Raw genomic sequence first — 22,819 nt, 5'->3', positions numbered from 1 at the left:
CGACGGGTGATCGATCTCGCCCTCCTCCGTGACGACCCGGCCCTCGTGAAGCGCTCGCAGGAAGCCCGCGGCGAGTCGCCCGACACCGTCGACGCCGCCCTGGCCGCCGACCGTGAGCGGCGCGCGGCGATCACCGCCTTCGAGGAGCTCCGCGCCGAGCAGAACGCGCACGGCAAGCGCGTCGCGAAGGCGCCGAAGGACGAGAAGGCGGCGCTCGTCGCCGAGGCGAAGGACCTCAGCGAGCGCGTCAAGGCCGCCCAGCAGGCGGTCACCGTGGCCGAGGAGGCCGCCTCGGCGGCCCTCGCGCGCATCGAGAACATCGTCATCGACGGCGTGCCCGCCGGTGGCGAGGACGACTTCATCACGCTGCGCACGCACGGCGAGCCCGCGACATTCGACTTCGAACCGCGCGACCACCTCGCCCTCGGCGAGATGCTCGGGGCGATCGACACCGAGCGCGGGGCGAAGGTCTCGGGCGCGCGGTTCACCTTCCTCACCGGGATCGGTGCCCGACTCGAGCTCGCCCTTATGAACCTCGGGATGCAGCGGGCGCTCGAGGCCGGCTTCATCCCCATGATCCCGCCGACCCTCGTCCGCGCCGAGGTCATGCGCGGCACCGGCTTCCTCGGTCAGCACGCGGACGAGGTCTACCACCTCGACGACGACGACCTGTACCTCGTCGGCACGAGCGAGGTCCCTCTCGCCGGCTACCACATGGACGAGATCCTCGACCTCGAAGCGGGCGCGAAGCGCTACGCCGGCTGGTCGACGTGCTACCGCCGCGAGGCCGGCTCGTACGGCAAGGACACCCGCGGCATCATCCGCCTGCACCAGTTCAACAAGCTGGAGATGTTCGTCTACACGACGCCCGACGACGCCGAGGCCGAGCACCTGCGCCTCGTCGAGATGCAGGAGCGCATGCTCCAGGACCTCGGCCTCGCGTACCGCGTGATCGACGTGGCCGCCGGCGACCTGGGGTCGTCCGCCGCGCGCAAGTACGACGTCGAGGCCTGGGTCCCGACGCAGGGCGCGTACCGCGAGCTCACGTCGACGTCGAACTGCACCACCTACCAGGCCCGCCGCCTCGACATCCGGTACCGCCCCGAGGGCGGCCGCACGGCTCCCGTCGCGACGCTGAACGGCACGCTCGCGACGACCCGCTGGATCGTCGCCCTGCTCGAGACGCACCAGCGCGAAGACGGCTCGGTCGTCATCCCCGAGGTCCTGCGCCCCTACCTGGGCGGCCTCGAGGTGGCGGAGCCGATCGCGTGAGTCCCGAGGGAGCCCCCGCGACCGGCGAGGTCCGCGCCTTCTCGCCCGACGATGCCGCCGAGGTGGTCGACGAGATCGCGACGGATGCCGCCGAGCCCCCGCGCGAGCGACTGCTCATCGCGCTCGACGTCGACGGCACGATCCTGCTCGAGGACGAGAGCTACAGTCCCGGTGTCGTCGACGCCATCGCCGACGCGCAGCGAGCCGGGCACGAGGTCATGCTCGCGACGGGTCGCTCCTGGGAGGGGACGCGCCACATCCTCGAAGGGCTGGCGCTCACCCCCGAGTACGTCGTGTGCTCGAACGGCGCCGTGATCCTGCGGCGCACCGGCCCAGCCGGCACCCGCGAGTACGAGCGGTTCCACACCGAGCAGTTCGACGCGTCCGAGGTGCTGACCCTGCTGCGCGACCACCTCCCCTCGGCGCGGTACATGGTCGAACTGCCCGACGGGCGTCGCCTCTACACCGACGACATGGACGAGTGGAACGTGTCGCGCGCCGACCGCGTCCCGTTCGAGGACCTCTCCGCGCAGCCGGTGTCGCGCGTCGTCGTGGTGTCGGAGGAGGGCACCGATCAGGACTTCGTCGACCTCGTGTCGCGGATCGGCCTGAACGAGGTCTCGTATGCGGTGGGCTGGTCGGCGTGGCTCGACATCGCGCCGCAGGGCGTCGACAAGGCGACCGGTCTCGAGAAGGTGCGCGAGTGGCTGGGCATCGACCCCGCCCACGTCGTCGTCATCGGCGACGGACGCAACGACATCGGGATGTTCCGATGGGCGCGCGCGAACGGCGGACGGGCGATCGCCATGGGCCAGGGGCCCGATGAGGTGACCTCCGAGGCGTCGGAGCTCACGGCATCCGTCACCGAGGGCGGCGTCACGGCGGTGCTGAAGGCCCTCTGACCGGGCCCGTTCAGGCCGCCCACAGGCGCTGCCGCGAGAATGGACGGGTTCTGGGGTCGGCTAGACTCGGCCTGTTCGACCGGGGCTGTCTGCGCGGTCGGGAGGGTTGTCCGAGCGGCCGAAGGATCCGGTCTTGAAAACCGGTGGGCAGCAATGTCCCGTGGGTTCGAATCCCACACCCTCCGCACTGTCCGAAAGGTGATCCGTGAGCGCAAGGCATGACGCGAAGGCGACGAAGTTCCGCCGTCAACCCGTCGCCCGTCACGGAGCGCTGACGTCGCCGCATCCGCTGCGTCAGGTCTTCACGATCCTCGCCGCGGTCCTCGCCGTCGCGCTGGTCAGCACGGTCGCCATCGGCGGGTTCTACGTGTGGGATGCCGCGCGCAGCCTCGACGAGAACGGTGTGGCGATCGGCGACGACGCCCCCCTGCCGCCGCACATCGGCGAGATCGAGGGCGGCGTCAACATGCTCGTCGTCGGCACCGACTCGTGCGAGGGCCAGGACCTCAAGCTCTTCCCGCGCTGCGCGCACGACGACGGCGGCGAACGCAACGACGTGACGATGCTCGTGCACATCAGCGACGCACCCCGCCGCGTGACCGTCGTGTCGTTCCCGCGCGACATGATCGTGCCGATCCCGTCGTGCACCTCGCCCGACGGTACGACGTCCTCCGCGATGAGCGCGCAGATGATCAACACGTCGTACAGCTACGGGGGCCTCGGCTGCTCGGTCGCGACCGTCGAGGAGTTGACGGGGATCGACATCCAATTCGCCGCGGCGATCCGCTGGACGGGTGTCATCAACATGTCCGACGCGATCGGCGGTGTCGACGTCTGCCTCAGCGACGACATCAAGGACCGGCACACGGGTCTCGACCTCAAGAAGGGCAACCAGACGCTCGTGGGCGCCGAGGCGCTGCAGTTCCTCCGCATCCGCCACGGCATCGGCGACGGGTCCGACCTCGGCCGCATCTCGAACCAGCAGCAGTTCATGAGCTCGCTCGTGCGCAAGCTGCAGTCGGGCGAGGTGCTCTCGAACTACCCCGCGCTGCTGAACCTCGCCAACACGGCGCTCCGTCAGGTGAACGAGAAGCAGCTGGTCCTCAGCGAGTCGCTCACCAACCCGCAGCGGATGGTGCAGATCGCGATGGCCGTCGCCGACGTCCCGTACAAGGACATCGTCTTCGTGCAGTACCCGACCGTGTACGCGCCGGGTGGCGCGCGCGTGCTGCCGGTCACGTCGGCCGCGGACGTACTCTTCACGGCGCTGTCCGAGAACAAGCCCATCCGTGTGACGGGCTCCGCGAGCGGCGGCAACGGCGTCGAGATCGTCGGCGAGGCCGACGATCCGAACGCGACGCCCGATCCGACCGGATCCGCGACGCCCGACCCGAGCGGCACCCCGGGAGCCACGGCGACCCCGCCGGCGGGCGAAGAGGGCACCGTCGACCTGCCGGGCGAGATCACGGGCCAGTCGGCCAACGAGGTCACCTGCACCGTCGCGCAGCGCTGAGCCCCGGTTCGGTGAGGCGCCGCAGAGCGGTTATGCTTGCGTGGTGCATCCTCGCCGTCCGCGGCCGGATGCCTGGAGACGTCGCATAGTCAGGCCTAGTGCACCACCCTGCTAAGGTGGAGTCCCCTTTAGGGGACCGAGGGTTCAAATCCCTCCGTCTCCGCCACGAGAAGCCCCGGTTCGCCGGGGCTTCCGTCGTCTCGGATGCCGAGTGTTACAACCCGACTTGCACGGCCGCCGCGCACCCCGCATCGTCGGGGGATGAGCGTCATCCCCCCGATCGGATCCCACCCGTTCGACCGGATCGATCGGTCGCGGTTCGATCGTCCCGAGAGCCGTAAGTGGAGCCTGCACCCGGGGTCCGTCGGCGCGTGGGTGGCCGAGATGGACTTCGGCATCGCGCCGCCGGTCTCGGAGGCGTTGCAGCGAGCGGTGACCGACGGCATCCTCGGCTATCTGTCCCCGCCGCTCGCGGCCGAACTCGGGCACGCGACGGCGGACTGGATGCGGACGGAATACGGGTGGCAGGTCGACCCCGAGCGGGTGCACCCGGTGTCGGACGTCATGGCCGCCCTCGGCGTCGCGATCACCGAGTACGCGCCGGCGGGGTCGGCGGTGATCGTGCCCACCCCCGCGTACATGCCCTTCCTCACCTACCTGCCGACCATCGGACACCCCGTCGTGGAGGTACCCGGAGTCGTGGTGGACGGCCGCTGGCAGCACGACCTCGACGGCATCGACGCGGCCTTCGCCGCCGGGGCGCGGACGCTCGTGCTGTGCAACCCGCACAACCCGACCGGCACCGTTCTGACCCGCGAAGAGTTGACCGCTCTCGCCGAGGTCGTCGAACGGCATGGCGGCCGGGTGTTCGCCGACGAGATCCACGCACCGCTGCGGTACGACGGCGCACCCCACGTGCCGTACGCATCGCTGTCCGAGGCGGCGGCGGCTCACACGATCACCGGCACGAGCGCGTCGAAGGCGTGGAACCTCGCCGGGGTGAAGACCGCGCAGCTCATCACCTCGAACGACGCCGACCAGGCCGCGTACCGCCGCTTCGGATTCGCGGTGCAGCACGGCGCGGCGACCGTCGGCGTCGTCGCGGCGATCGCCGCCTACCGCGAGGGGCGGCCGTGGCTCGACGATGTGATCGCGTACCTGGATGCCGAGCGGCACGAGCTCGGGCGACTGCTCGCCGAGCACCTCCCCGCCGCGCGGTACACCCCGCCGCAGGCGACCTACATCGGGTGGATCGACGCGTCCGGCCTCCAGCTGCCGACATCGCCGGCGACCTTCTTCCGCGAGGAGGCGGGAGTCGTCCTCACCGACGGCGCATTGCTCGGCCGTGGCTACGAGGACTTCGTCCGCATCGTGTTCGCGACTCCGCGCCCGGTCCTGCGCGAAGCCGTCCACGCGATGGGGGATGCCGCCCGCCGCGTCGCGGGCGCCTAGTCAGCAGCTCTCAGAGACCGGCGACCTGCTCCTCCTCGTCGGGCTCCGGCACGATGCGGAGTCCGCCGGGGGAGTTCGCGGTGGCCATGAGGCTCTCGATCCACGCGGGGTTCAGCGGGCCGCTGGAACGGCTCTGGTAGCGAACGTCCCAACTGGTGGAGACGCCCACCCAGCGCGAGACGCGGCCGCTTCCGAGGCTCGGGTCGACCGTCCAGGTGAGGATGAACGGCTCGCGACGCCGCAGTTTCGTCACCATCACGACTTCGAGGTGAGCGAGGAGGCGGTCATCGAGCGTGACCGTCTCGGAGCCGAATGCCAAACGTCCCATCAGCGCAAGCTTACGCTGTAAGCATGCGGATCCGCCGAGAAAGGGGGAGGATCGGCGTGGAGGCTCCTCATGAGCAGACAGACCGATCGTGCGATGACGCCGCGACTGAGTCGCGCAGGGATCGTCGACGCGGCGCTCGATCTCGTCGATCGCTCGGGTCCCGCGGGACTGTCGATGCGCGCCCTGGGCAATCACCTGGGTGTTGAAGCGATGTCGCTGTACCGCCACGTCCACGGCAAAGAGGACCTCCTCGAAGGCGTCGTCGACCTGCTGACGTCGGAGCTCACCGAGGTCATGGAGCGCGAGGCCGAGGAGCATTGGCAGACGTTCCTGCAGAACGTGGCCCACGCCGTGCGCGAGATCGCGATCACGCATCCGCTCGCCTTCCCCCTGATCGCGACCCGCCACCCCGCCGCGCCGTGGCTGCGCCCGCCGCTGCGCAGCATCGAGGCCGTCGACATCCTTCTTCGCGTCCTGCTGGCGCACGGGTTCTCCGACGAGCAGGCCGTCCGTGCCTACCGCGGCTTCAGCAGCTTCCTGCTCGGTCAGCTGCTCCTCGAGGCCGCCGTCCGCGGTGCCGACGTCGGTGGGGCGGGGGCCGCGTCCGGGACGGGGGAGCCCTCCTTCTCGGGCCAGGGCGAGGACGACCTCGACGACGCACCGCAGGTGCGCCGACTACGCCCCCTCCTGAGCGAGGACCACAGCAAGGAGGAGTTCGAGACCGCCCTCGAGGTCCTCCTCGACAGGCTCGAAGCCGAGCTGTCGCCGTAGCGCGCAGAGGTCTTGTCGCCGGGTGCATCCACGGCGGCCCTTCGACGGGAATACACAGTGGTGCCCGACATATCCGCCGGGCGCGACTCTTCTCATCGAAGGAGCAGCATGATGAACAAGAAGTTCGGGATCGCCCTCGCCGCCGTCGTCACGGGCGCGCTGGCGCTCACCGCCTCGCCCGCGTCGGCGCACCAGGCGACGAAGCCCGCCGGCACCATCGTCGACGTCGCCGTGAACGCCTCCGGCGGCGGCACCCCCGACGGCAACGCGTCCGACTACGACATCCTGGTCCAGGCCCTCGTCGCGACCGGGCTCGACGACACCCTCGCCGACACGGGCTCGACCTACACCGTGTTCGCGCCGAACGATCGGGCCTTCCTGCGCCTCGTCACGGATCTCACCGGCACGGCGCCGGCATCCGAGGCGGCCGCCCTCGAGGCGATCACGTCGACCTTCACGGCGGATCAGATCAGCGACATCCTGCTGTACCACGTGGTCGCGGGCAAGAAGCTGTCCCCGGTCAAGGTGCTCTTCTCGCGCTCGATCGACATGGCGAACGGCGGCACGATCGAGCCCCGCGGCATCGTCCTGCGCGATGAGACGCCCGAGCTGAAGAACCCCAAGCTCGTGCTCCGCGCGATCAACATCAAGGCCTCCAACGGCGTCATCCACTCGATCGACCGGGTGCTCGTCCCGGCATCCTGACCGCCGACGGTCGCCGCCGCGGCGCCCATCAGCGCGAGAGCAGACGCTGCAACCAGCGCAGTCTCGCGCGGCGGGCGTCGCGGCTGAGGGGGGCATCGGGCGCCAGGGCGTCGAAGGCGTGCGCGCCGCCGGGCCAGACGTGCAGCTCGGCATCGCCGCCGGCCGCCCAGATCCGGCGCGCGTAGTCGACGTCCTCGTCGCGGAACGTCTCGGCCGATCCCACCTCGATGAACGTCGGGGGCAGCCCGCCGAGATCGTCGGCGAGAGCGGGGGAGGCGTAGGTCGGTACGTCGTCGCCCGCGAGCCCGCCGAGGTACGCGGCCCACCCCGTGGCGTTCGCCGCGCGGTCCCACGTGCCCGCACCCGCCATCTGATGAGCGGATGCCGAGTCGTTGCGGTGATCGAGCATGGGGTAGACGAGCATCTGCCCGAGCAGCGCGGGACCCCGTCGATCCCGGGCCATCAGGGCGGCGCCGGCCGCGAGTCCGCCGCCGGCGCTGACGCCCTCGAGGATGATGCGGTCACGGTCGAAGCCCAGCTCCCGCGCGTGCTGGAACAGCCAGACGAGGCCCGCGTAGACGTCGTCGAGCGGGGCCGGGTACGGGTTCTCGGGCGCGAGGCGGTAGTCGACCGACACGATCGCCGCGCCGAGCTCGAGTGCCGGCTCGCCGAGGGAGGGGAGCACGTCGTAGGGCGTCCCGACCACCATGCCGCCGCCGTGGACGTGGTAGATCACCGGGAGCGCGTCGCCCCCGGGTCGAGGTTTCAGGACCACGAGCCGTACCGGCGCGCCGTCGGCGCTGCGGGTGACGTGCTCCTCGGCGTCGAAGCGGCCGCCCAGGGTGTATTCGTCGCGGGTCGGGACGACGGCGCGCGCGCGGAGCGCCAGGATCTCCGCGGGGGTGAGCGAGACCACGATGTCGTCAGCGGCGTCGAGGGCGGCGCGGACGTCCGGGTCGAACGGGGGCCGCGCGACGTCGCCGTCGAGGTTCGCTGCGTGGGGGCTCCGTTGCACCGCCGGCATCCCTTCTCCGATGCTAAATCGCGTTAGCTCGGAGGATAGCGGATGATGCCGAAGTGCGTGTCACGCCTGCCGCGGCGCGCTCACCGACCCCCGGTTGCGCAGGGGTAGGGGGATCCGCTGCACGCCCGTCGGGGCGTCGGCGTCGGGGTCGAGCAGTGCCTCGACCGACCGCAGGCCCAGCTCGAAGTGCGGGATGGCGAACGTGGTGAGGCCGGGGTGAACCCACCCGGCCAGCTGATGGTCGTCGAACGAGACGATCGAGAAGTCTTCCGGCACACGCAGGCCCGCCTCGGCGATGGCCTGGTACGCACCGAAGGCGATACGGTCGTTGAACGCGATGATCGCCCCCGACCGCACCCCCGACGAGATGAGATCCGAGGTCGCCTTCCACCCGTCGACGGGGAGCCAGATCGAGAGCACGCGGCCCGACGCCGGGGCGAGCCCTGCCCCCGCCAGCTCGTCGAGGATGCCCTCGAGCCGCTCGCGCCCGGCGACGGTGTCCCGCGGGACGTCGGCGAGTGTCGGCCCCGCCCCGATGAGGTGGATGCTGCGGTGCCCCTGCTCGAGCAGCAGTCGGGCGGCCCGCCGGCCGGCGTCGAGTTCATCCGGGAGGATCGCCGGCACGTCGGCCGACCGGTCCTCGGGGAGGGTGTTCAGCAGCACCACGTTGCGGTGGGCGAGGGCCTTCGGGACGCGACGCTCGCGGGTGAACATCGACGCCATGATGACCCCGTCGACCTGACGATCGAGCATCGCGTCGATCAGCCGCCCGCGCTCGGACTCGTCGCCCTCGTACTCGCCGATGAAGAGCAGGTGACCGTGGCGGCGCGCGCCCTCGAGCGCGCCCTTGATCATGTCGCCGGCGAGCTGCGAGGTCGCGACGGTGTCGGAGATGAACCCGATCGTGCGGCTCGTGCCGCTGCGCAGGCCCGCGGAGATCATGTTGGGCCGGTAGCCCAGCTCGGCGGCGACCAGGCGGATGCGCTCCTGCGAGGATTCCGCGATGCGCATCTCGTCGCCGCGCCCCGACAGGACGAGGGAGGCGGTCGTCCGCGACATGCCGGCCGCGCGGGCGACGTCGGCGAGCGTCACGCGGTTCTTGCTCACGGCTTCCTCCTGTCCCGCGATCCTAGTGCGGGGGCGGCCCGCCGCCGGAGAGCGCGAGGGCGGCGACCGCGACGCATCCGTGGATCACAGCTGCATCACGCGGCTCGGCATCCCATTGACATCCTCTGCTCCGGTGCCGCAAGATGACCTTGCTAACGCGATTTAGCACGTAGGCGCTCCCCGCGATCACCCGAACGATGTGGTTCCCCGAAAGGAGACATCGATGTCTCGATCCTCACAGCACCCCCTCCGCCCGCTGATCCTGGCCGGCCTGTTCACGACCGTTGCGCTCGGCGTGACGGCGTGCGCCCCTCCCGGCGGCACGGCAGCCCCGCAGGCCTCCTCGACGTCCGACTTCGGTGCGGAGGGACCGACGTGCGGCGACGAGGACGTCGTCCTCAGCGGCTACTTCGAAACCGGCTTCCCGCTGCCGACGGCCCTCACCGAGGAGTTCACGAAGCAGTTCCCGAACGTCACCTTCGACATCCGCGAGGACCAGTTCGCCGTCATCACCCAGAACGCCCCGCGCGTCCTGCAGGACTCGCCGCCGGACCTCATGCGTCTGCCGCAGATGTCCGAGCTCGCCACCGACGGCCTGCTGCTGAACCTCGACCCGTACGCCGAGGCGTTCGGGTGGACCGACTGGCCCGACTCGCAGCTGCAGCAGCTGCGGGTGGACGACGAGGGGCGCCGCGGCAACGGCCCGCTCTACGCCCTGGGTCTCAACTATTCGATGACCGGTGTGTTCTACAATAAGGACCTCGCCGCGCAGATCGGGATGACCGAAGCCCCGAAGACGCTCGACGAGTTCGACGCGGCGCTGCAGGCCGCGAAGGATGCCGGCATCACTCCGATCGCCCAGTTCAACGGTGGTGCCACCGGTGGACTCGCGTTCCCGCTCCAGGCGCTGATGGCCTCGTACGGCGACCCGGCCGCCATCAACGACTGGATCTTCCAGCAGCCGGGCGCGACCATCGACACCCCTGAGAACCTCGAAGCCGCGACGCACCTCGCACGCTGGATCGAGTCGGGCTACTTCGCCGACGACGTGAACTCGTTCGACTACGCGCAGATGATGAGTCGCTTCATCGGCGGCGAGTCGCTGTTCATTTTCGACGGCGACTGGGAGTCGGGCAACCTCGACACCCAGATGCCCGGCAAGGCGGGCTTCTTCCTCATGCCTCCGCGCGAGGAGGGCGGCCAGATCGGAGCGATGTCGGCACCGCTGACCTTCGGTGTGGCGGCGACGGCCGAGCACCCCGACTGCGCGGCTTTCTTCCTCAACTGGACCGCGACCGACGAGAAGGCGCGCACCATCAGCGTCGAGGTCGGCGGCTCGCACCCGATGGGACCGGCCGACGCGTTCATGCCCGAGGTCGACCCCGACTCGACGACGGCGGCGACCCTCGCCGCCGGCGCGCAGCTCAGCGAGGCCAACGGCGCGATGGACTTCATCGCCAACGCGACGGGCGCCATCTACGCCCAGAGCTGGACGCCGAACCTGCAGCGCCTGGTCGCCGGCGAGCAGACCCCCGAGGGACTGCTCAGCTCGGTGCAGGCCGACTACGAGAGCCAGGTCGAGGGCTGAGCATGACCTCCGCTCCTGCCGCTGCTGCGCCGGTGGTCGCCACCGGCGCAGCAGCGCTCGACGACACCGGACTCCGGAAGCGCCGCCGACGGCGGCGCTTCCGCGCGAGCGTGGCCGCCTACCTCCTGGTGCTCCCGGCCGCCGCGTTCTACATCTTCTTCGTGCTGCGCCCCATCACGCTGTCGGCGCAGTACTCGTTCTACGAGTGGAACGGCATCGGCCCCGCCACGTGGGTCGGCTTCGCCAACTACGTCGAGGTCTTCAGCAACCCGAAGCTGATCGGCGCGATCCTCAACGCGTTCGAGCTGATCATCTACTTCAGCCTCATCCCGGTGGCGATCGCCCTCGTTGCGGCCAACATGATCCGCGCGATCGCGGCCAGCCGTCTCGCGGGGGTGGCGCGGACCGTGCTGTTCCTGCCCCAGGTCATCCCGCTGGTGGCGGCGGGCATCATGTGGAGCTGGCAGCTGTCGACCAACGGCCTCGTGAACCAGTTGCTCGGCCTCATCGGCCTCGGCGGCGTCACGAAGGCCTGGCTCGGCGACTTCTCGACCGCGCTCCCCGCGGTCGGCGTCATCGGAGCGTGGGTGCAGGTGGGGCTCTGTCTCGTCCTCATCCTCGCCGGTATGACGAAGGTCGACCCCGCCCTCTACGAAGCCGCGCGCCTCGACGGGGCCGGTCCCGTGCGGGAGTTCCTCTCCGTCACGCTGCCCGGCGTCCGCCAGGAGGTCGCGGTCTGCATCACCGTCACCGTGATCGCCGCGCTCGCGAGCTTCGACATCATCTACATCGCGACCCAGGGCGGCCCCGGCGACAGCACGCTGGTCCCCGGTCTGCAGATCTTCTACCTGGCCTTCTACGAGCGCGAGATCGGCACCGCGTCGGCGTTCGCCCTCGTGCTCATGGCCCTCGTCCTCCTGATCGTCCTCCCGCTGCAGCGGATCCTCCGAGGGAAAGAATCGTGATCGTCCGCCCCCAGGAGAAGTGGATCGGCCGCATCCTGCTGATCGTCCTGATGCTCGTGACGGTGATGCCGTTCGTCAGCCTCTTCGTCACGGCGCTGCACGAGCCGGGGACCTACCCCCGCGGGCTCGAATGGCCCGAGACCCCGCGGTGGGACAACTTCGTCACCGCGTTCGAGTCGGCGAACATGTGGGCGCTCCTGCAGTCAAGCTTCCTCATCGAGATCGCCGTCGTCCCGGTCGCCGTCCTGCTGGCGACCCTCGCCGGTTTCGCGCTCGGTCACCTGCAGCCGCGGGGCGGACGCATCGTGTTCGTCGCCTTCATCCTCGGTCTCACGCTGCCGTTCGAGGGCATCATCACCCCGCTGTACTTCCAGGTGCGCGAGCTCGGCCTGCTGAACACGCGGTGGGCGATCATCCTGCCGCTCATCGGCCTGTTCATGCCGTTCGCGGTGATGTGGATGCGGGCGCATTTCGTGACCATGCCCGCCGATCTCTCCGAGGCGGCGCGCATGGACGGGGCCACCACGTGGCAGCTCTTCTGGCGCATCCACATCCCGCTGTCCGTCCCGGCGCTCTCCTCGCTCGCGATCCTGCTGTTCCTGTGGACGTGGAACCAGTTCCTGCTGGCGATCGTGCTCGTCAACGACCCGGAGCAGCGGACGATGGCCGGCGCGCTGGGGGCGTTCCAGGGGCGCTACGGCACCGACATCCCGCTGCTGTGCGCCGGGTCGCTCCTGATCCTCACGCCGACCCTGATCATCTTCCTGATCTTCCAGCGGCACTTCGTCTCGGCGCTCCTGCAGGGCTCGCTCAAGGGCTGAGATGACCTTCCGGCTCGAGTCCGAGTGGGTGTGGGACTTCTGGGTCGCCGACGACGGCGACGCCTTCCACCTGTTCCATCTGCGCGCACCGCGCAGCCTCGGCGACCCCGAGCGGCGCCACCGGCACGCCCGCATCGGGCGCGCGAGCTCCCGGGACCTGCGCACCTGGACCGACCACGGGGTCGTCCTCGGTCCGGGAGGGGCGGGCAGCCCCGACGGTACGGCGACGTGGACGGGATCCGTGGTGCGCGGCGACGACGGGCTGTGGCGCATGTTCTACACCGGCACCGTGTTCCTCGACGAGGATTCGACCCGCAACGTCGAATCCGTCCTCATGGCCACGTCGCCCGATCTGATTGCGTGGACCAAGCGGGACGGGTTCGTCCTGGCAGCGGCGGGGGAGCTGTACGAGAAGCTCGGCGACAGCTCGTGGGCCGACGAGGCCTGGCGGGACCCGTGGGTGTTCCGCGATCCGCAGGGCAACGGCTGGCACATGCTCCTCACCGCGCGCGCGAAGGGCGCGGACGACCGCTCGGGGGGCGTCGTCGGCCACGCCTGGTCGCCCGACCTCGACACCTGGACCGCTCAGCCGCACCTCGGGGCGGTGTCGACGCGCTTCCCCCACCTCGAGGTCCTGCAGACGGTCCAGGTGGGGGAGGAGCACCTCACACTATTCTGCGCCACGCGCTCCGACGGCGTCGACGGCGTCTGGGCGATGCCGACGGGGCAGGTCCCGATCGACGCGAGCCCCGACGACGCCCGGCTGATCGCCGCCGCCCCCGCCTATGCGGGTCGGGTGGTCCGCGGTCGTGACGGTTCGCCGGCGCTCCTCGCCTTCACGCGGGATGCCGGGGGCGCCCCTCTCGGCATCAGCGACCCGATCGAGGTCGCGTCGCTCTGGCGCGACGCGGTGCGTCTGGGATGATGGCGGCATGATCATCGCCGGGTTGGTGTTCGCGGCGCTCGGCGCCGCCATCCACGTCTACATCTTCTATCTGGAGTCGATCGCCTGGACGGGGGCCGCCGCGCGGCGCACCTTCGGGACGACGGACGAGACCGTGCACGTCACGAAGCCGTTCGCCTACAACCAGGGCTTCTACAACCTGTTCCTCGCGATCGCCGTCTTCCTCGGCATCGTCTTCGTCGCGACCGGGTCGACCGCGATCGGCGCGACCCTCGTCTTCGTCGGCGCCGGGTCGATGGTGGCTGCCGGTCTCGTGCTGCTGCTGTCGGATCGCTCCAAGGCGCGCGCCGCGATGATCCAGCTGACGGCGCCGCTGCTCGGTGTTGTCCTGCTCGCGATCGGACTGGCGCTCTGAGACTCGCGGTCGTCGGCGCCGGCAAGATCGTCGCCGAGTTCCTGCCCCACGCCCGGCAGATCCCGGGCGTCACCCTCGCCGCGATCGTCGGCACCGAGCGCAGCAGGGCGAAGCTCGAGCAGACGGCGGCGACCCACGGCATCCCGTCCGTCTTCACCGACCTCGACGCGTGTCTCGCCGACCCTGCCGTCGACACCGTGTGGGTCGCGGTGCCGAACGTGCTGCACGCCGACGTCGCGCGGCGGGCGCTCCTCGCCGGAAAGAACGTCGTCTGCGAGAAGCCGTTCGTGCTGCGTGCCGAGGACCTCGCCGAGCTCCGCGCGCTCGCCGAGGAGCGCGGGCTGATCCTCGTGGAGGCCATCAGTACGCAGTACCTCGCGAACGTCGAGTGGATGCGGCGGAACCTCAGCCGCCTCGGCGACCTGCGGCTCGTGCAGTGCGAGTACTCGCAGTACTCCTCGCGGTACGACGCGTTCCGCGCGGGGGACGTCGCGCCCGCCTTCGACCCGGCGGCCGGCGGCGGCGCCCTCATGGACCTCGGGATCTACGCGCTGCACCTGGTCGTCGGCCTCGTCGGCGCCCCCGACTCGGTCGTCTACACGCCCCGGATGGAGCGCGGTGTCGACACGTCGGGTGTCGCCGTCCTCGGCTACCCCGACCTGACGGCCGTCTGCGTCGCCGCGAAGGATTCGCCGGGCCCCTCGCGCACGAAGATCCAGGGGACGCAGGGCGTCATGATCGTCGACGGACCGCCCAACGAGATCGTCGTCGTCGAGCTGCAGCTGCGGGACGGGACGAGCGAGCGCATCGCCCTCGACGACGACCCGCATCGGATGACCGCGGAGTTCCGGGCCTTCGTGCGGATGATCGCCGAGCACGATCTCGCCGAGCGCGACCGGCGGCTCGACCACAGCGCGGCGGTGCTCGACGTCGCCCTCCGCGCCGTCGCGTCCGCGGGCCTCCGCCTCGGCTGAGGCGCCCGATAGCCTGACGGGATGAGCGCCGTCACCCGAGCAGAAGAGCCCGTCACCTGGTCGGAGGGGACCTGGACGACCCCGCCGCACGCGGCTGTGGAGCAGGACGGGATGCTGCGCGTCACCGCCGTCGAGGGCAGCGACGCGTGGCGGATCACCTCCTACGGGTTCGTCCACGACACCGAGCACGCGCTGCTCGCGCCGATCCCCGACGGCACCGCGATGGAGGTCGCCTTCGACGCGACCTACGAGGCCCAGTTCGACCAGGCCGGGCTGTTCGTCCGGGTGGACGAGACGCGGTGGGTGAAGGCCGGTGTCGAGTTCTCGGACGGCGACCTGCAGCTGGGCGCCGTCGTGACCGACGGGATGTCGGACTGGTCGCTCGCTCCCGTGCCGGAGTGGCTCGGCCGCCGCATCACGGTGCGCGTGAGCCGGGACGGGAACGCGCTCACCGTGCGGGCGGGCGCCGACGACGAGCCGCTGCGGCTGGTCCGCGTGATCCCCTTCGCAGCCGACCTGGATGCCGCGGCGGGCCCGTTCGTCTGCGCCCCGACTCGTGCCGGGCTGACCGTCGACTTCGCGTCGTGGCGTCGCGGTGCTGCGGACACAGCGCTGCACTGACCGCCCGCGAGGGGTGGATCGTCAGGACGTGGCACGCGGCATCGGTCCGCGATAGGAACGACGGGACCGCTGCCGGACGAGAGGATGCCGATGATCGACCGTGAGGGACTCGCCAGCTTCCTGCGTCACCGCCGCGAATCGCTCCAACCGGAGGACGTCGGGCTCACGCGCGGTCCGCGACGTCGGGCCGGGGGGCTCCGTCGCGAGGAGGTCGCCGCCCTCGCCCACATGTCGACGGACTACTACGCCCGGCTCGAACGCGGAACCGGGCCGCAGCCGTCGGAGCAGATGATCGCCGCGATCGCGCAGGGTCTGCATCTCAGCCTCGGCGAACGGGACCACCTGTTCCGGCTCGCGGGACACACGGCTCCGGCGCGCGGAGCCTCCAGTGCGCATGTGGGGCCGGGGATGCTCCGCATCCTCGACCGTCTCGAGGACACCCCCGCGGAGGTCGTGACCGAGCTCGGCGAGACGCTCCGGCAGACGCCCCTCGCCGTCGCGCTGCTGGGGCCCGCCGCCGAACGGATCGGGCACTCCCGCAGCATCGGGTTCCGCTGGTTCACCGAGCCGGATGCGCGCGCGGCCTACCCTGCCGACGAGCAGGAGCGGCTGTCGCGCGTGTACGCGAGCGGACTACGCGAGATCGTCGCGCTGCGAGGCCCGGAGTCGGCCGCCGCCGACATCGCGGGGGAGCTGCGTCATCGCAGCGCTGAGTTCGCCGAACTGTGGGAGCGGCAGGAGGTGGGTCTCGCGCCGCCCGCGCTCAAGCGCTTTCGGCATCCCGAGGTGGGGATGCTCGAGCTCTCGTGCCAGACGCTCCTCGACCCCGAGCAGTCGCACCGATTGCTCGTGTACACCGCCGTGCCGGGCAGCGAAAGCGCCGAACGCCTGCGCCTGCTCGGCGTCATCGGCACACAGCGCCTGTCCTGACCGGGAGGAGTGGATCCCCGATCCACGGCTGGGGCGGCCCTGGCAGGCCGCGCGCAGCCGGCTCAGGATCGGAGCACACCGCCAGACATCCACGCTCAGGAGCACGCATGCCGACCATCCCCACCACCCCCGACATGACCGGCCGTCTCGCCGTCGTCACCGGCGCCAGCGACGGCATCGGCGTCGAGATCGCCGCGCTCCTGGCCCGGGCCGGCGCGGAGCTGATCCTCCCCGTCCGCAACGAGGCCAAGGGCGAAGCCGCGGCGTGCGGGATCCGCGAGCGGATCTCCGGCGCCCGCGTCTCGACGCGCCCGCTCGACCTGTCCTCGCTCGACTCCGTCGCAGGCCTCACCGCGACGCTGCGCGCCGAGGGCCGCCCCGTGCACATCCTCGTCAACAACGCCGGCGTCATGACCCCGCCGTCGCGCCGGGAGACCTCCGACGGGTTCGAACTGCAGTGGGGCACCAACCACCTCGGTCACGCCGCGCTGACGCTGGGGCTGCTGCCGCTGCTGCGCGAGGGCGCGGCGAGGGTCGTGCAACAGACGAGCATCGCGGCGCGATCGGGCGACATCGACCGCGCCGCCGTGACCACCCCCGCGGGGTATGACGCGATGGCGGCGTACCGATCGTCGAAGATCGCCGTCGGACTCTTCGGCCGTGAGCTCGCCCGTCGCGGTCGGGATGCCGGCTGGAACCTGACGAGTACGCTCGCCCACCCCGGCGTCTCGCCCACCAATCTGCTGGCCGCTCAACCGGGGCTCGGGCGCGAGCGCGAGACCGTCGCGCGTCGGGTCATCCGGTTCCTCTCGCGAGTCGGGGTCACCGGTACGGTGGCCAGCGCAGCTCTGCCCGCGGTGCGTGCGGCGACCGATCCGACCGCGTCGGGCGGAGAGTTCTACGGCCCGAAGCGACTCATCGGCGGGCCCCCCGCGCGCATCCCGCTGTGGGTGTCGCTGGGCGACGACGCCGAGGCCGCGCGCGTCTGGGACGAGACGCTGCACTCGATCGGCCCGCGCTTCGCGGTCTAGCCCGTCGTCTCGGGCTCCGTGGGGCGATAGCCTCCGGGCATGACCGTGCGCACCGTGATCCTGTCGGGCACTGAGCGATACGCCGACCCGTGGCACCCCTTCGCCGAGACCTCCGCCCGCCTCGCGGCGATCCTGCAGGGGATCGGTCACGACGTGACCGTCCGCGAGGACGTGGACGCCGCCATGGCGTCGCTCGCGGACGCCGACCTCCTCGTCGTCAACGCGGGCGATCCGTGGCGCGGCGGGGAGCGAGGAGTGGATGCCGCGGCCGTCGCCGCGTTCGATGCGGCACTCGACCGCGGGGTCGGCGTCCTCGCGATGCACTGCGCGGTCGCCTCGCTGCGCGACTACCCGCGCTGGGCGGGTGCGATCGGGGCGGTCTGGCTGCCGACGCTGTCGTTCCATCCGCCGTTCGGCCGGGTCGTGGTCGACGCCCGGGACGGGGTGCCCTTCACCGTCGAGGACGAGCGGTACTGCGCGCTGCAGGCCACCGGCGACCGGGACGTCATCGCGTGGCACGGGGGCGACGCCGGTCACCGCGAGCCGACGGCGTGGCGGCGCACGGCCGGCCCCTCCCGCGTCGCGGTGGACGTGCTCGGTCACGACGCGCGCTCGTACGACGCGCCCGGGCACTCCGCGCTCGTCGCGGACCTGGCCACCTGGGCCGCCGCCACGCGCTGAAGACCTGGGCCGCCGCCGCGCGCTGAACACCGGCGCGCGGGGCGCCGTGAGGATCCCGTGAGGATGGCGTGCGGGGCCGTATGGATTCCGTGAGGACCGTGGGAGCGGGGCGCGGCGAGGTGTTCCATCGGGGATGCGCCACACCGGCGTGCGGGCCTGTCCAGCGCCCGCGGTCCCTCGAAACGGAGCTTCTCTCGTGCTCGACTTCGTCTACGTGCTGGGCGTCATCGTCCTGTTCGTGATCATCGGTCTCTTCGCGAAGGCGGTGGATCGGGTATGACCGCGTTCGACGTCATCGCCGCGATCCTCGGGGTCGCCGCCGTGGTCTACCTCTTCGTCGCGCTCGCGAAGCCGGAGAAGTTCTGATGGGGTGGCTGCCCGCTGTCCTCACGCTGGCGACGCTCGCCCTCATCCTCGCCGTCGCGTACCGCCCCCTCGGCGACTATCTGGCCTGGGTCTACACCTCGCCGAAGGACGCCCGCGCCGAGCGCGGGCTGTACCGGCTCATCGGCGTCGACCCGGCATCCGCCCAGACGTGGCAGGCGTACGCGCGCAGCGTCCTCGCCTTCTCGCTCGTCGGCGTGCTCGCGGTCTACGTGATCCAGCGGGTGCAGCAGTGGCTGCCCTGGTCGCTGGGCCTGCCCGCCCCCGGTGAAGCGCTCTCGTTCAACACGGCGATCTCGTTCGTCACGAACACGAACTGGCAGTCGTATTCGCCAGAGCTCACCCTCGGCTACACGGTGCAGTTCGCCGCGCTCGCCGTGCAGAACTTCGTGTCGGCGGCCGTCGGCCTCGCCGTCGCCGTCGCCCTCGTGCGGGGTCTCGCGTACCGTCGCAGCGGCACGATCGGCAACTTCTGGGTCGACCTCACCCGCGGTACGGTGCGCCTCCTCCTGCCGCTGTCGATCGTCGCGGCGATCGTGCTGCTGGCGGGCGGGGTCATCCAGAACGTCGCCGGATTCACGCAGGTGACGACGGTCGCCGGTGCCGCCCAGAGCATCCCGGGCGGCCCGGTCGCCTCGCAGGAGGCCATCAAGCTCCTCGGCACCAACGGCGGCGGGTTCTTCAACGCGAACTCCGCGCACCCGTTCGAGAACCCGACGGGCTGGACCAACCTCTTCGAGGTCGTCCTCATGCTGATCATCCCGTTCTCGCTGCCGCGCACGTTCGGCACGATGCTCGGCGACAAGCGCCAGGGCTACGCGATCCTCGCGGCGATGGGAATCCTCTTCGTCGGCTCGACGCTCGCCCTCACGTCCTTCGAGCTGGCCGGTCGCGGCACGGCTCCCGAGCTCGCCGGTGCCGCGCTCGAGGGCAAGGAGATGCGTTTCGGCATCGTCGGATCGACGATCTTCGGCTCGACGAGCACGCTGACCTCGACCGGCGCCGTCGATTCGATGCACGACTCGTACACGGCGCTGGGCGGCATGATGCCGATGCTCAACATGATGCTCGGCGAGCTCGCTCCCGGCGGCGTGGGTTCGGGGCTCTACGGCATCCTCGTCATCGCGGTCCTCGCGGTCTTCATCGCGGGTCTGCTCGTCGGCCGCACCCCCGAGTACCTGGGCAAGAAGATCGGGCCGCGCGAGATCAAGCTCGCGAGCATCTACATCCTCGTGACCCCGATCCTCGTGCTCGTCGGCACGGCGCTCAGCTTCGCGATCCCCGCCGTGCGCGAGGACGTCACGACGACGTCCATCTGGAACCCCGGCATCCACGGCTTCAGTGAAGTGCTGTACGCCTTCACCTCGGCCGCGAACAACAACGGGTCCGCCTTCGCGGGGCTCACGGCGAACACGCCGTGGCTGAACACCGCCCTCGGTGTCGCGATGCTGCTCGGCCGGTTCGTGCCGATCGTGCTGGTGCTCGCCCTGGCCGGGTCGTTCGCCGCGCAGGACAAGGTCCCGGCCACGGCCGGCACGCTGCCGACGCACCGTCCGCTGTTCGTCGGGCTGCTCATCGGCGTGATCGTCATCGTGACCGCCCTCACCTACTTCCCCGTACTCGCGCTGGGTCCCCTGGCAGAAGGACTGATCTGACATGTCCACCCCCACTCTCGAACCCGTCGCCCCGGCTCCCGCGCCCCGCCGCGGCATCGACGGCGCCGCGGTCGCGGCCGCCCTCCCGGGCGCGCTGCGCAAGCTCGACCCCCGCGCCCAGTGGCGCAACCCCGTGATGTTCATCGTCTGGGTCGGCGCCGTCCTCACGACGGTGCTCGCGATCGCCGAACCCTTCCTCGGCGGTCCAGGCGAGTCGGGCGGCACGGCCGTGCCGACGCCCTTCACGGCGATCATCGCCGCGTGGTTGTGGCTGACGGTGCTCTTCGCGAACGTCGCCGAGTCCGTCGCCGAGGGCCGGGGCAAGGCGCAGGCCGAGACCCTTCGCAAGACCCGCACGAGCACGGTCGCGCACCGGGTGTCGGGCTACGACGAGCAGACGGATGCCGCAGCCGAGCGCGTCACGATCGACGACGTCTCGTCGGCCGAGCTCACCCTGGGCGATGTCGTCGTCGTGGCGGCGGGCGACCTGATCCCCGGGGACGGCGACGTCGTGCACGGCATCGCCTCGGTCGACGAGTCGGCCATCACGGGCGAGTCGGCCCCCGTCATCCGCGAATCCGGCGGCGATCGCAGCGCCGTCACCGGCGGCACGCGGGTGCTGTCGGACCGCATCGTCGTGCGCATCACGTCGAAGCCGGGTGAGACCTTCGTCGACCGGATGATCGCGCTCGTCGAGGGCGCGGCGCGGCAGAAGACGCCGAACGAGATCGCCCTGAACATCCTGCTGGCGAGCCTGTCGATCATCTTCGTCGTGGTCGCCCTCATCCTGAACCCGGTCGCGTCGTACGCGGCGGCACCGGTCAGCATCCCGGTGCTCGTCGCGCTCCTCGTCTGCCTCATCCCGACCACGATCGGCGCGCTCCTGTCGGCCATCGGCATCGCCGGCATGGACCGGCTCGTGCAGCGGAACGTGCTCGCGATGTCGGGCCGCGCTGTCGAGGCGGCGGGCGACGTGACCACGCTGCTGCTCGACAAGACCGGCACGATCACCTACGGCAACCGGCAGGCCGCCGAGTTCGTGCCGCTCGCCGGCATGGCCCAGCAGGAGCTCACGCGCGCCGCGGCGCTCTCGTCGCTGGCCGACCCGACCCCCGAGGGCAGCTCGATCGTCGACCTCGCCGCCCGTCGCGGCGTCGACGTGTCCGCTGATCCGCGCGGCGTCATCGTCCCCTTCACGGCGCAGACCCGCATGAGCGGGCTCGACCTTCCGGACGGCTCGGCGATCCGCAAGGGCGCCGGCTCCGCGATCGTCGGGTGGCTCGAGCAGGACGGCGCGGCCCTGCCGGCCGACGTCCGCGCCGACCTCACGGCCCGCACCGAGGAGATCTCGCAGTCCGGCGGTACCCCGCTCGTCGTCGCGACGAAGGATGCCGCCGGCGCGGGGCGCGTGCTGGGCGTCGTGCATCTGAAGGACGTCGTGAAGGACGGGCTGCGCGAGCGGTTCGCGGAGCTGCGTTCGATGGGGATCCGTACCGTCATGATCACGGGCGACAACCCGCTGACCGCGGCCGCGATCGCGGCGGAGGCGGGTGTCGACGACTTCCTCGCCGAGGCCACGCCCGAGGACAAGCTCGCCTACATCCGCAAGGAACAGGAGGGCGGCAACCTCGTCGCGATGACCGGGGACGGCACGAACGACGCCCCGGCGCTCGCGCAGGCCGACGTGGGCGTCGCGATGAACTCGGGCACGTCGGCGGCCAAGGAGGCCGGCAACATGGTCGACCTCGACTCCGACCCGACGAAGCTCATCGACATCGTCCGGATCGGCAAGCAGCTGCTCATCACGCGCGGAGCGCTCACGACGTTCTCGATCGCGAACGACATCGCGAAGTACTTCGCGATCATCCCGGCGATGTTCATGGGGGTGTTCCCCCAGCTCGGTGCCCTGAACGTCATGGGCCTGCACTCGCCGGCATCCGCGGTGCTCTCGGCGATCATCTTCAACGCGCTCGTCATCATCGCCCTCATCCCGCTCGCCCTGCGCGGCGTGCGGTACCGCCCCGGCGGCGCCTCGTCGATCCTCGGCCGCAACCTCGCCGTCTACGGCCTCGGCGGCGTCGTCGCCCCCTTCATCGGGATCTGGCTGATCGACCTGCTCGTCCGTCTCCTCCCCGGCTTCTGACCCGAAGGACCTCTTCTCATGAACAGCACCTCCCGCGCGACCGGTCGTACCGTCGCGGTGGCCGTCCGCGCGATGGTCGTCTTCACCCTCCTGCTCGGTGTCGGGTACACCGGGGTCGTCACCCTCGTCGGGCAGCTCGCCCTGCCGGCGCAGGCGAACGGTTCGCTCGTCCGGAACGACGCCGGCCAGGTGGTGGGCTCCGCCCTGATCGGTCAGTCCTTCACGGATGCCGACGGCGCCGCGCTCCCGCAGTACTTCCAGTCGCGCCCGTCGGCGGCCGGTGACGGCTACGACGGCGGCGCGTCGTCGGGCTCGAACCTGGGCCCCGAGAACACCGACCTCGTCGCCGCGATCGCGGAGCGCAAGACCGCGATCGCCGCGCGCGAGGGTGTGCCCGAGTCGGCCGTGCCCGCCGATGCCGTGACCGCCTCGGCATCCGGACTCGACCCGCACATCAGCCCCGCGTACGCTTCGATCCAGGTCGATCGCGTCGCCGCGGCGCGGGGTCTGCCCGTGTCGGAGATCCGACGGCTGGTCGCCGAGCACACGCAGGGGCCCGACCTCGGATACCTCGGCGGGTCGGCGGTGAACGTGGTGGAACTCAATCTCGCTCTGGACGGGCTCGGAGGCTGA

Annotated in this window: 24 protein-coding genes and 2 tRNA genes; 23 read left to right on the top strand and 3 right to left on the bottom strand. The window is 71.0% G+C overall.

Going from position 1 to position 22,819, the window contains the following annotated elements; all coding sequences use genetic code 11:
- Window positions 1-6: 6 nt before the first annotated feature.
- The 6 genes from serS to Q9S71_RS02765 all read left to right on the top strand — a co-directional run bounded on the left by serS (window position 7) and on the right by Q9S71_RS02765 (window position 5,139).
- A complete protein-coding gene (gene serS / locus Q9S71_RS02790; RefSeq protein WP_064003780.1) occupies window positions 7-1,272 on the top strand; it encodes a serine--tRNA ligase in 1,266 nt (421 codons plus the stop codon).
- Window positions 1,269-2,174, top strand: coding sequence for an HAD family hydrolase (locus Q9S71_RS02785; RefSeq protein ID WP_311860383.1), 906 nt, complete (start codon window positions 1,269-1,271; stop codon window positions 2,172-2,174). Before serS ends, Q9S71_RS02785 begins: the two co-directional genes overlap by 4 nt.
- Before the next feature lie 100 nt (window positions 2,175-2,274).
- Window positions 2,275-2,359, top strand: a tRNA-Ser gene (locus Q9S71_RS02780).
- Window positions 2,360-2,379: 20 nt separating this feature from the next.
- Window positions 2,380-3,687, top strand: coding sequence for an LCP family protein (locus tag Q9S71_RS02775; protein WP_311860382.1), 1,308 nt, complete (start codon window positions 2,380-2,382; stop codon window positions 3,685-3,687).
- A 74-nt stretch (window positions 3,688-3,761) separates the two neighbouring features.
- Window positions 3,762-3,853: transfer RNA gene (locus Q9S71_RS02770), tRNA-Ser, on the top strand.
- A gap of 95 nt (window positions 3,854-3,948) precedes the next feature.
- Entirely contained in the window at window positions 3,949-5,139 is a 1,191-nt protein-coding gene (locus Q9S71_RS02765; RefSeq protein WP_311860381.1) for a MalY/PatB family protein, read from the top strand.
- Between the two features lie 10 nt (window positions 5,140-5,149).
- Here Q9S71_RS02765 and Q9S71_RS02760 read toward each other — a convergent pair whose 3' ends face one another.
- Window positions 5,150-5,467 carry a DUF7882 family protein gene (locus Q9S71_RS02760; RefSeq protein WP_064003785.1) on the bottom strand — a complete coding sequence of 106 codons (318 nt, stop codon included), beginning with the start codon at window positions 5,465-5,467 and terminating at the stop codon, window positions 5,150-5,152.
- A gap of 69 nt (window positions 5,468-5,536) precedes the next feature.
- Between Q9S71_RS02760 and Q9S71_RS02755 the strand changes: the two genes are divergently transcribed.
- Together Q9S71_RS02755 and Q9S71_RS02750 are read left to right on the top strand one after the other, a co-directional pair.
- The gene (locus Q9S71_RS02755) at window positions 5,537-6,238 is read left to right on the top strand and encodes a TetR/AcrR family transcriptional regulator C-terminal domain-containing protein (protein WP_311860379.1); all 702 of its coding nucleotides are present in this window, start codon (window positions 5,537-5,539) and stop codon (window positions 6,236-6,238) included.
- Between the two features lie 108 nt (window positions 6,239-6,346).
- Window positions 6,347-6,943 carry a fasciclin domain-containing protein gene (locus tag Q9S71_RS02750; RefSeq protein ID WP_311860377.1) on the top strand — a complete coding sequence of 199 codons (597 nt, stop codon included), beginning with the start codon at window positions 6,347-6,349 and terminating at the stop codon, window positions 6,941-6,943.
- Window positions 6,944-6,971: 28 nt separating this feature from the next.
- On the opposite strand, the gene Q9S71_RS02745 is transcribed toward Q9S71_RS02750, so the two are convergent.
- Both Q9S71_RS02745 and Q9S71_RS02740 read right to left on the bottom strand, forming a co-directional pair.
- Window positions 6,972-7,958, bottom strand: coding sequence for an alpha/beta hydrolase (locus tag Q9S71_RS02745; RefSeq protein ID WP_311860376.1), 987 nt, complete (start codon window positions 7,956-7,958; stop codon window positions 6,972-6,974).
- Between the two features lie 69 nt (window positions 7,959-8,027).
- Window positions 8,028-9,059 (bottom strand): LacI family DNA-binding transcriptional regulator, encoded by a 1,032-nt coding sequence (locus Q9S71_RS02740; protein ID WP_311861682.1) that lies wholly within the window; start codon window positions 9,057-9,059, stop codon window positions 8,028-8,030.
- Between the two features lie 238 nt (window positions 9,060-9,297).
- Here Q9S71_RS02740 and Q9S71_RS02735 point away from each other — a divergent pair, with 238 nt between their 5' ends.
- From Q9S71_RS02735 to kdpC, 15 genes are all read left to right on the top strand, one after another.
- Window positions 9,298-10,662, top strand: a complete 1,365-nt coding sequence (locus tag Q9S71_RS02735; RefSeq protein ID WP_311860374.1) for an ABC transporter substrate-binding protein — start codon at window positions 9,298-9,300, stop codon at window positions 10,660-10,662.
- 2 nt (window positions 10,663-10,664) lie between these two features.
- Complete coding sequence (locus Q9S71_RS02730; protein WP_311860372.1) at window positions 10,665-11,627, top strand: carbohydrate ABC transporter permease; 963 nt, start codon at window positions 10,665-10,667, stop codon at window positions 11,625-11,627.
- Window positions 11,624-12,448: a carbohydrate ABC transporter permease gene (locus Q9S71_RS02725; protein WP_064003791.1), complete on the top strand. Its 825-nt coding sequence runs from the start codon at window positions 11,624-11,626 to the stop codon at window positions 12,446-12,448. Before Q9S71_RS02730 ends, Q9S71_RS02725 begins: the two co-directional genes overlap by 4 nt.
- Window position 12,449: 1 nt before the next feature.
- Complete coding sequence (locus Q9S71_RS02720; protein WP_064003792.1) at window positions 12,450-13,373, top strand: glycoside hydrolase family 68 protein; 924 nt, start codon at window positions 12,450-12,452, stop codon at window positions 13,371-13,373.
- A gap of 7 nt (window positions 13,374-13,380) precedes the next feature.
- Window positions 13,381-13,767 carry a DUF1304 domain-containing protein gene (locus Q9S71_RS02715; protein WP_064003793.1) on the top strand — a complete coding sequence of 129 codons (387 nt, stop codon included), beginning with the start codon at window positions 13,381-13,383 and terminating at the stop codon, window positions 13,765-13,767.
- A complete protein-coding gene (locus tag Q9S71_RS02710; protein WP_311861680.1) occupies window positions 13,764-14,741 on the top strand; it encodes a Gfo/Idh/MocA family protein in 978 nt (325 codons plus the stop codon). The genes Q9S71_RS02715 and Q9S71_RS02710 overlap by 4 nt, the downstream gene beginning before the upstream one ends.
- A 21-nt stretch (window positions 14,742-14,762) precedes the next feature.
- Window positions 14,763-15,362, top strand: a complete 600-nt coding sequence (locus Q9S71_RS02705) for a DUF1349 domain-containing protein (RefSeq protein ID WP_311860369.1) — start codon at window positions 14,763-14,765, stop codon at window positions 15,360-15,362.
- A gap of 90 nt (window positions 15,363-15,452) precedes the next feature.
- Window positions 15,453-16,292 (top strand): helix-turn-helix transcriptional regulator, encoded by an 840-nt coding sequence (locus Q9S71_RS02700; protein ID WP_311860367.1) that lies wholly within the window; start codon window positions 15,453-15,455, stop codon window positions 16,290-16,292.
- Between the two features lie 107 nt (window positions 16,293-16,399).
- Window positions 16,400-17,323 (top strand): SDR family oxidoreductase, encoded by a 924-nt coding sequence (locus Q9S71_RS02695; RefSeq protein WP_311860365.1) that lies wholly within the window; start codon window positions 16,400-16,402, stop codon window positions 17,321-17,323.
- A gap of 39 nt (window positions 17,324-17,362) precedes the next feature.
- Window positions 17,363-18,004 carry a ThuA domain-containing protein gene (locus tag Q9S71_RS02690; RefSeq protein WP_311860364.1) on the top strand — a complete coding sequence of 214 codons (642 nt, stop codon included), beginning with the start codon at window positions 17,363-17,365 and terminating at the stop codon, window positions 18,002-18,004.
- Between the two features lie 133 nt (window positions 18,005-18,137).
- Complete coding sequence (locus Q9S71_RS02685) at window positions 18,138-18,284, top strand: hypothetical protein (protein WP_311860363.1); 147 nt, start codon at window positions 18,138-18,140, stop codon at window positions 18,282-18,284.
- Window positions 18,281-18,370, top strand: coding sequence for a potassium-transporting ATPase subunit F (locus tag Q9S71_RS02680; protein WP_311860362.1), 90 nt, complete (start codon window positions 18,281-18,283; stop codon window positions 18,368-18,370). Before Q9S71_RS02685 ends, Q9S71_RS02680 begins: the two co-directional genes overlap by 4 nt.
- Window positions 18,370-20,043 carry a potassium-transporting ATPase subunit KdpA gene (gene kdpA / locus Q9S71_RS02675; RefSeq protein ID WP_311860361.1) on the top strand — a complete coding sequence of 558 codons (1,674 nt, stop codon included), beginning with the start codon at window positions 18,370-18,372 and terminating at the stop codon, window positions 20,041-20,043. The genes Q9S71_RS02680 and kdpA overlap by 1 nt, the downstream gene beginning before the upstream one ends.
- A 1-nt stretch (window position 20,044) precedes the next feature.
- A complete protein-coding gene (gene kdpB, locus Q9S71_RS02670; RefSeq protein WP_311860359.1) occupies window positions 20,045-22,186 on the top strand; it encodes a potassium-transporting ATPase subunit KdpB in 2,142 nt (713 codons plus the stop codon).
- Window positions 22,187-22,204: 18 nt separating this feature from the next.
- The gene (gene kdpC, locus Q9S71_RS02665; protein WP_311860356.1) at window positions 22,205-22,819 is read left to right on the top strand and encodes a K(+)-transporting ATPase subunit C; all 615 of its coding nucleotides are present in this window, start codon (window positions 22,205-22,207) and stop codon (window positions 22,817-22,819) included.

This window comes from Microbacterium gawkjiense (assembly GCF_031932225.1).
Lineage (GTDB): Bacteria > Actinomycetota > Actinomycetes > Actinomycetales > Microbacteriaceae > Microbacterium > Microbacterium gawkjiense.
Note: the sequence above shows the minus strand (reverse complement) of the source record. Positions and strands in the feature narration are given on the sequence as shown.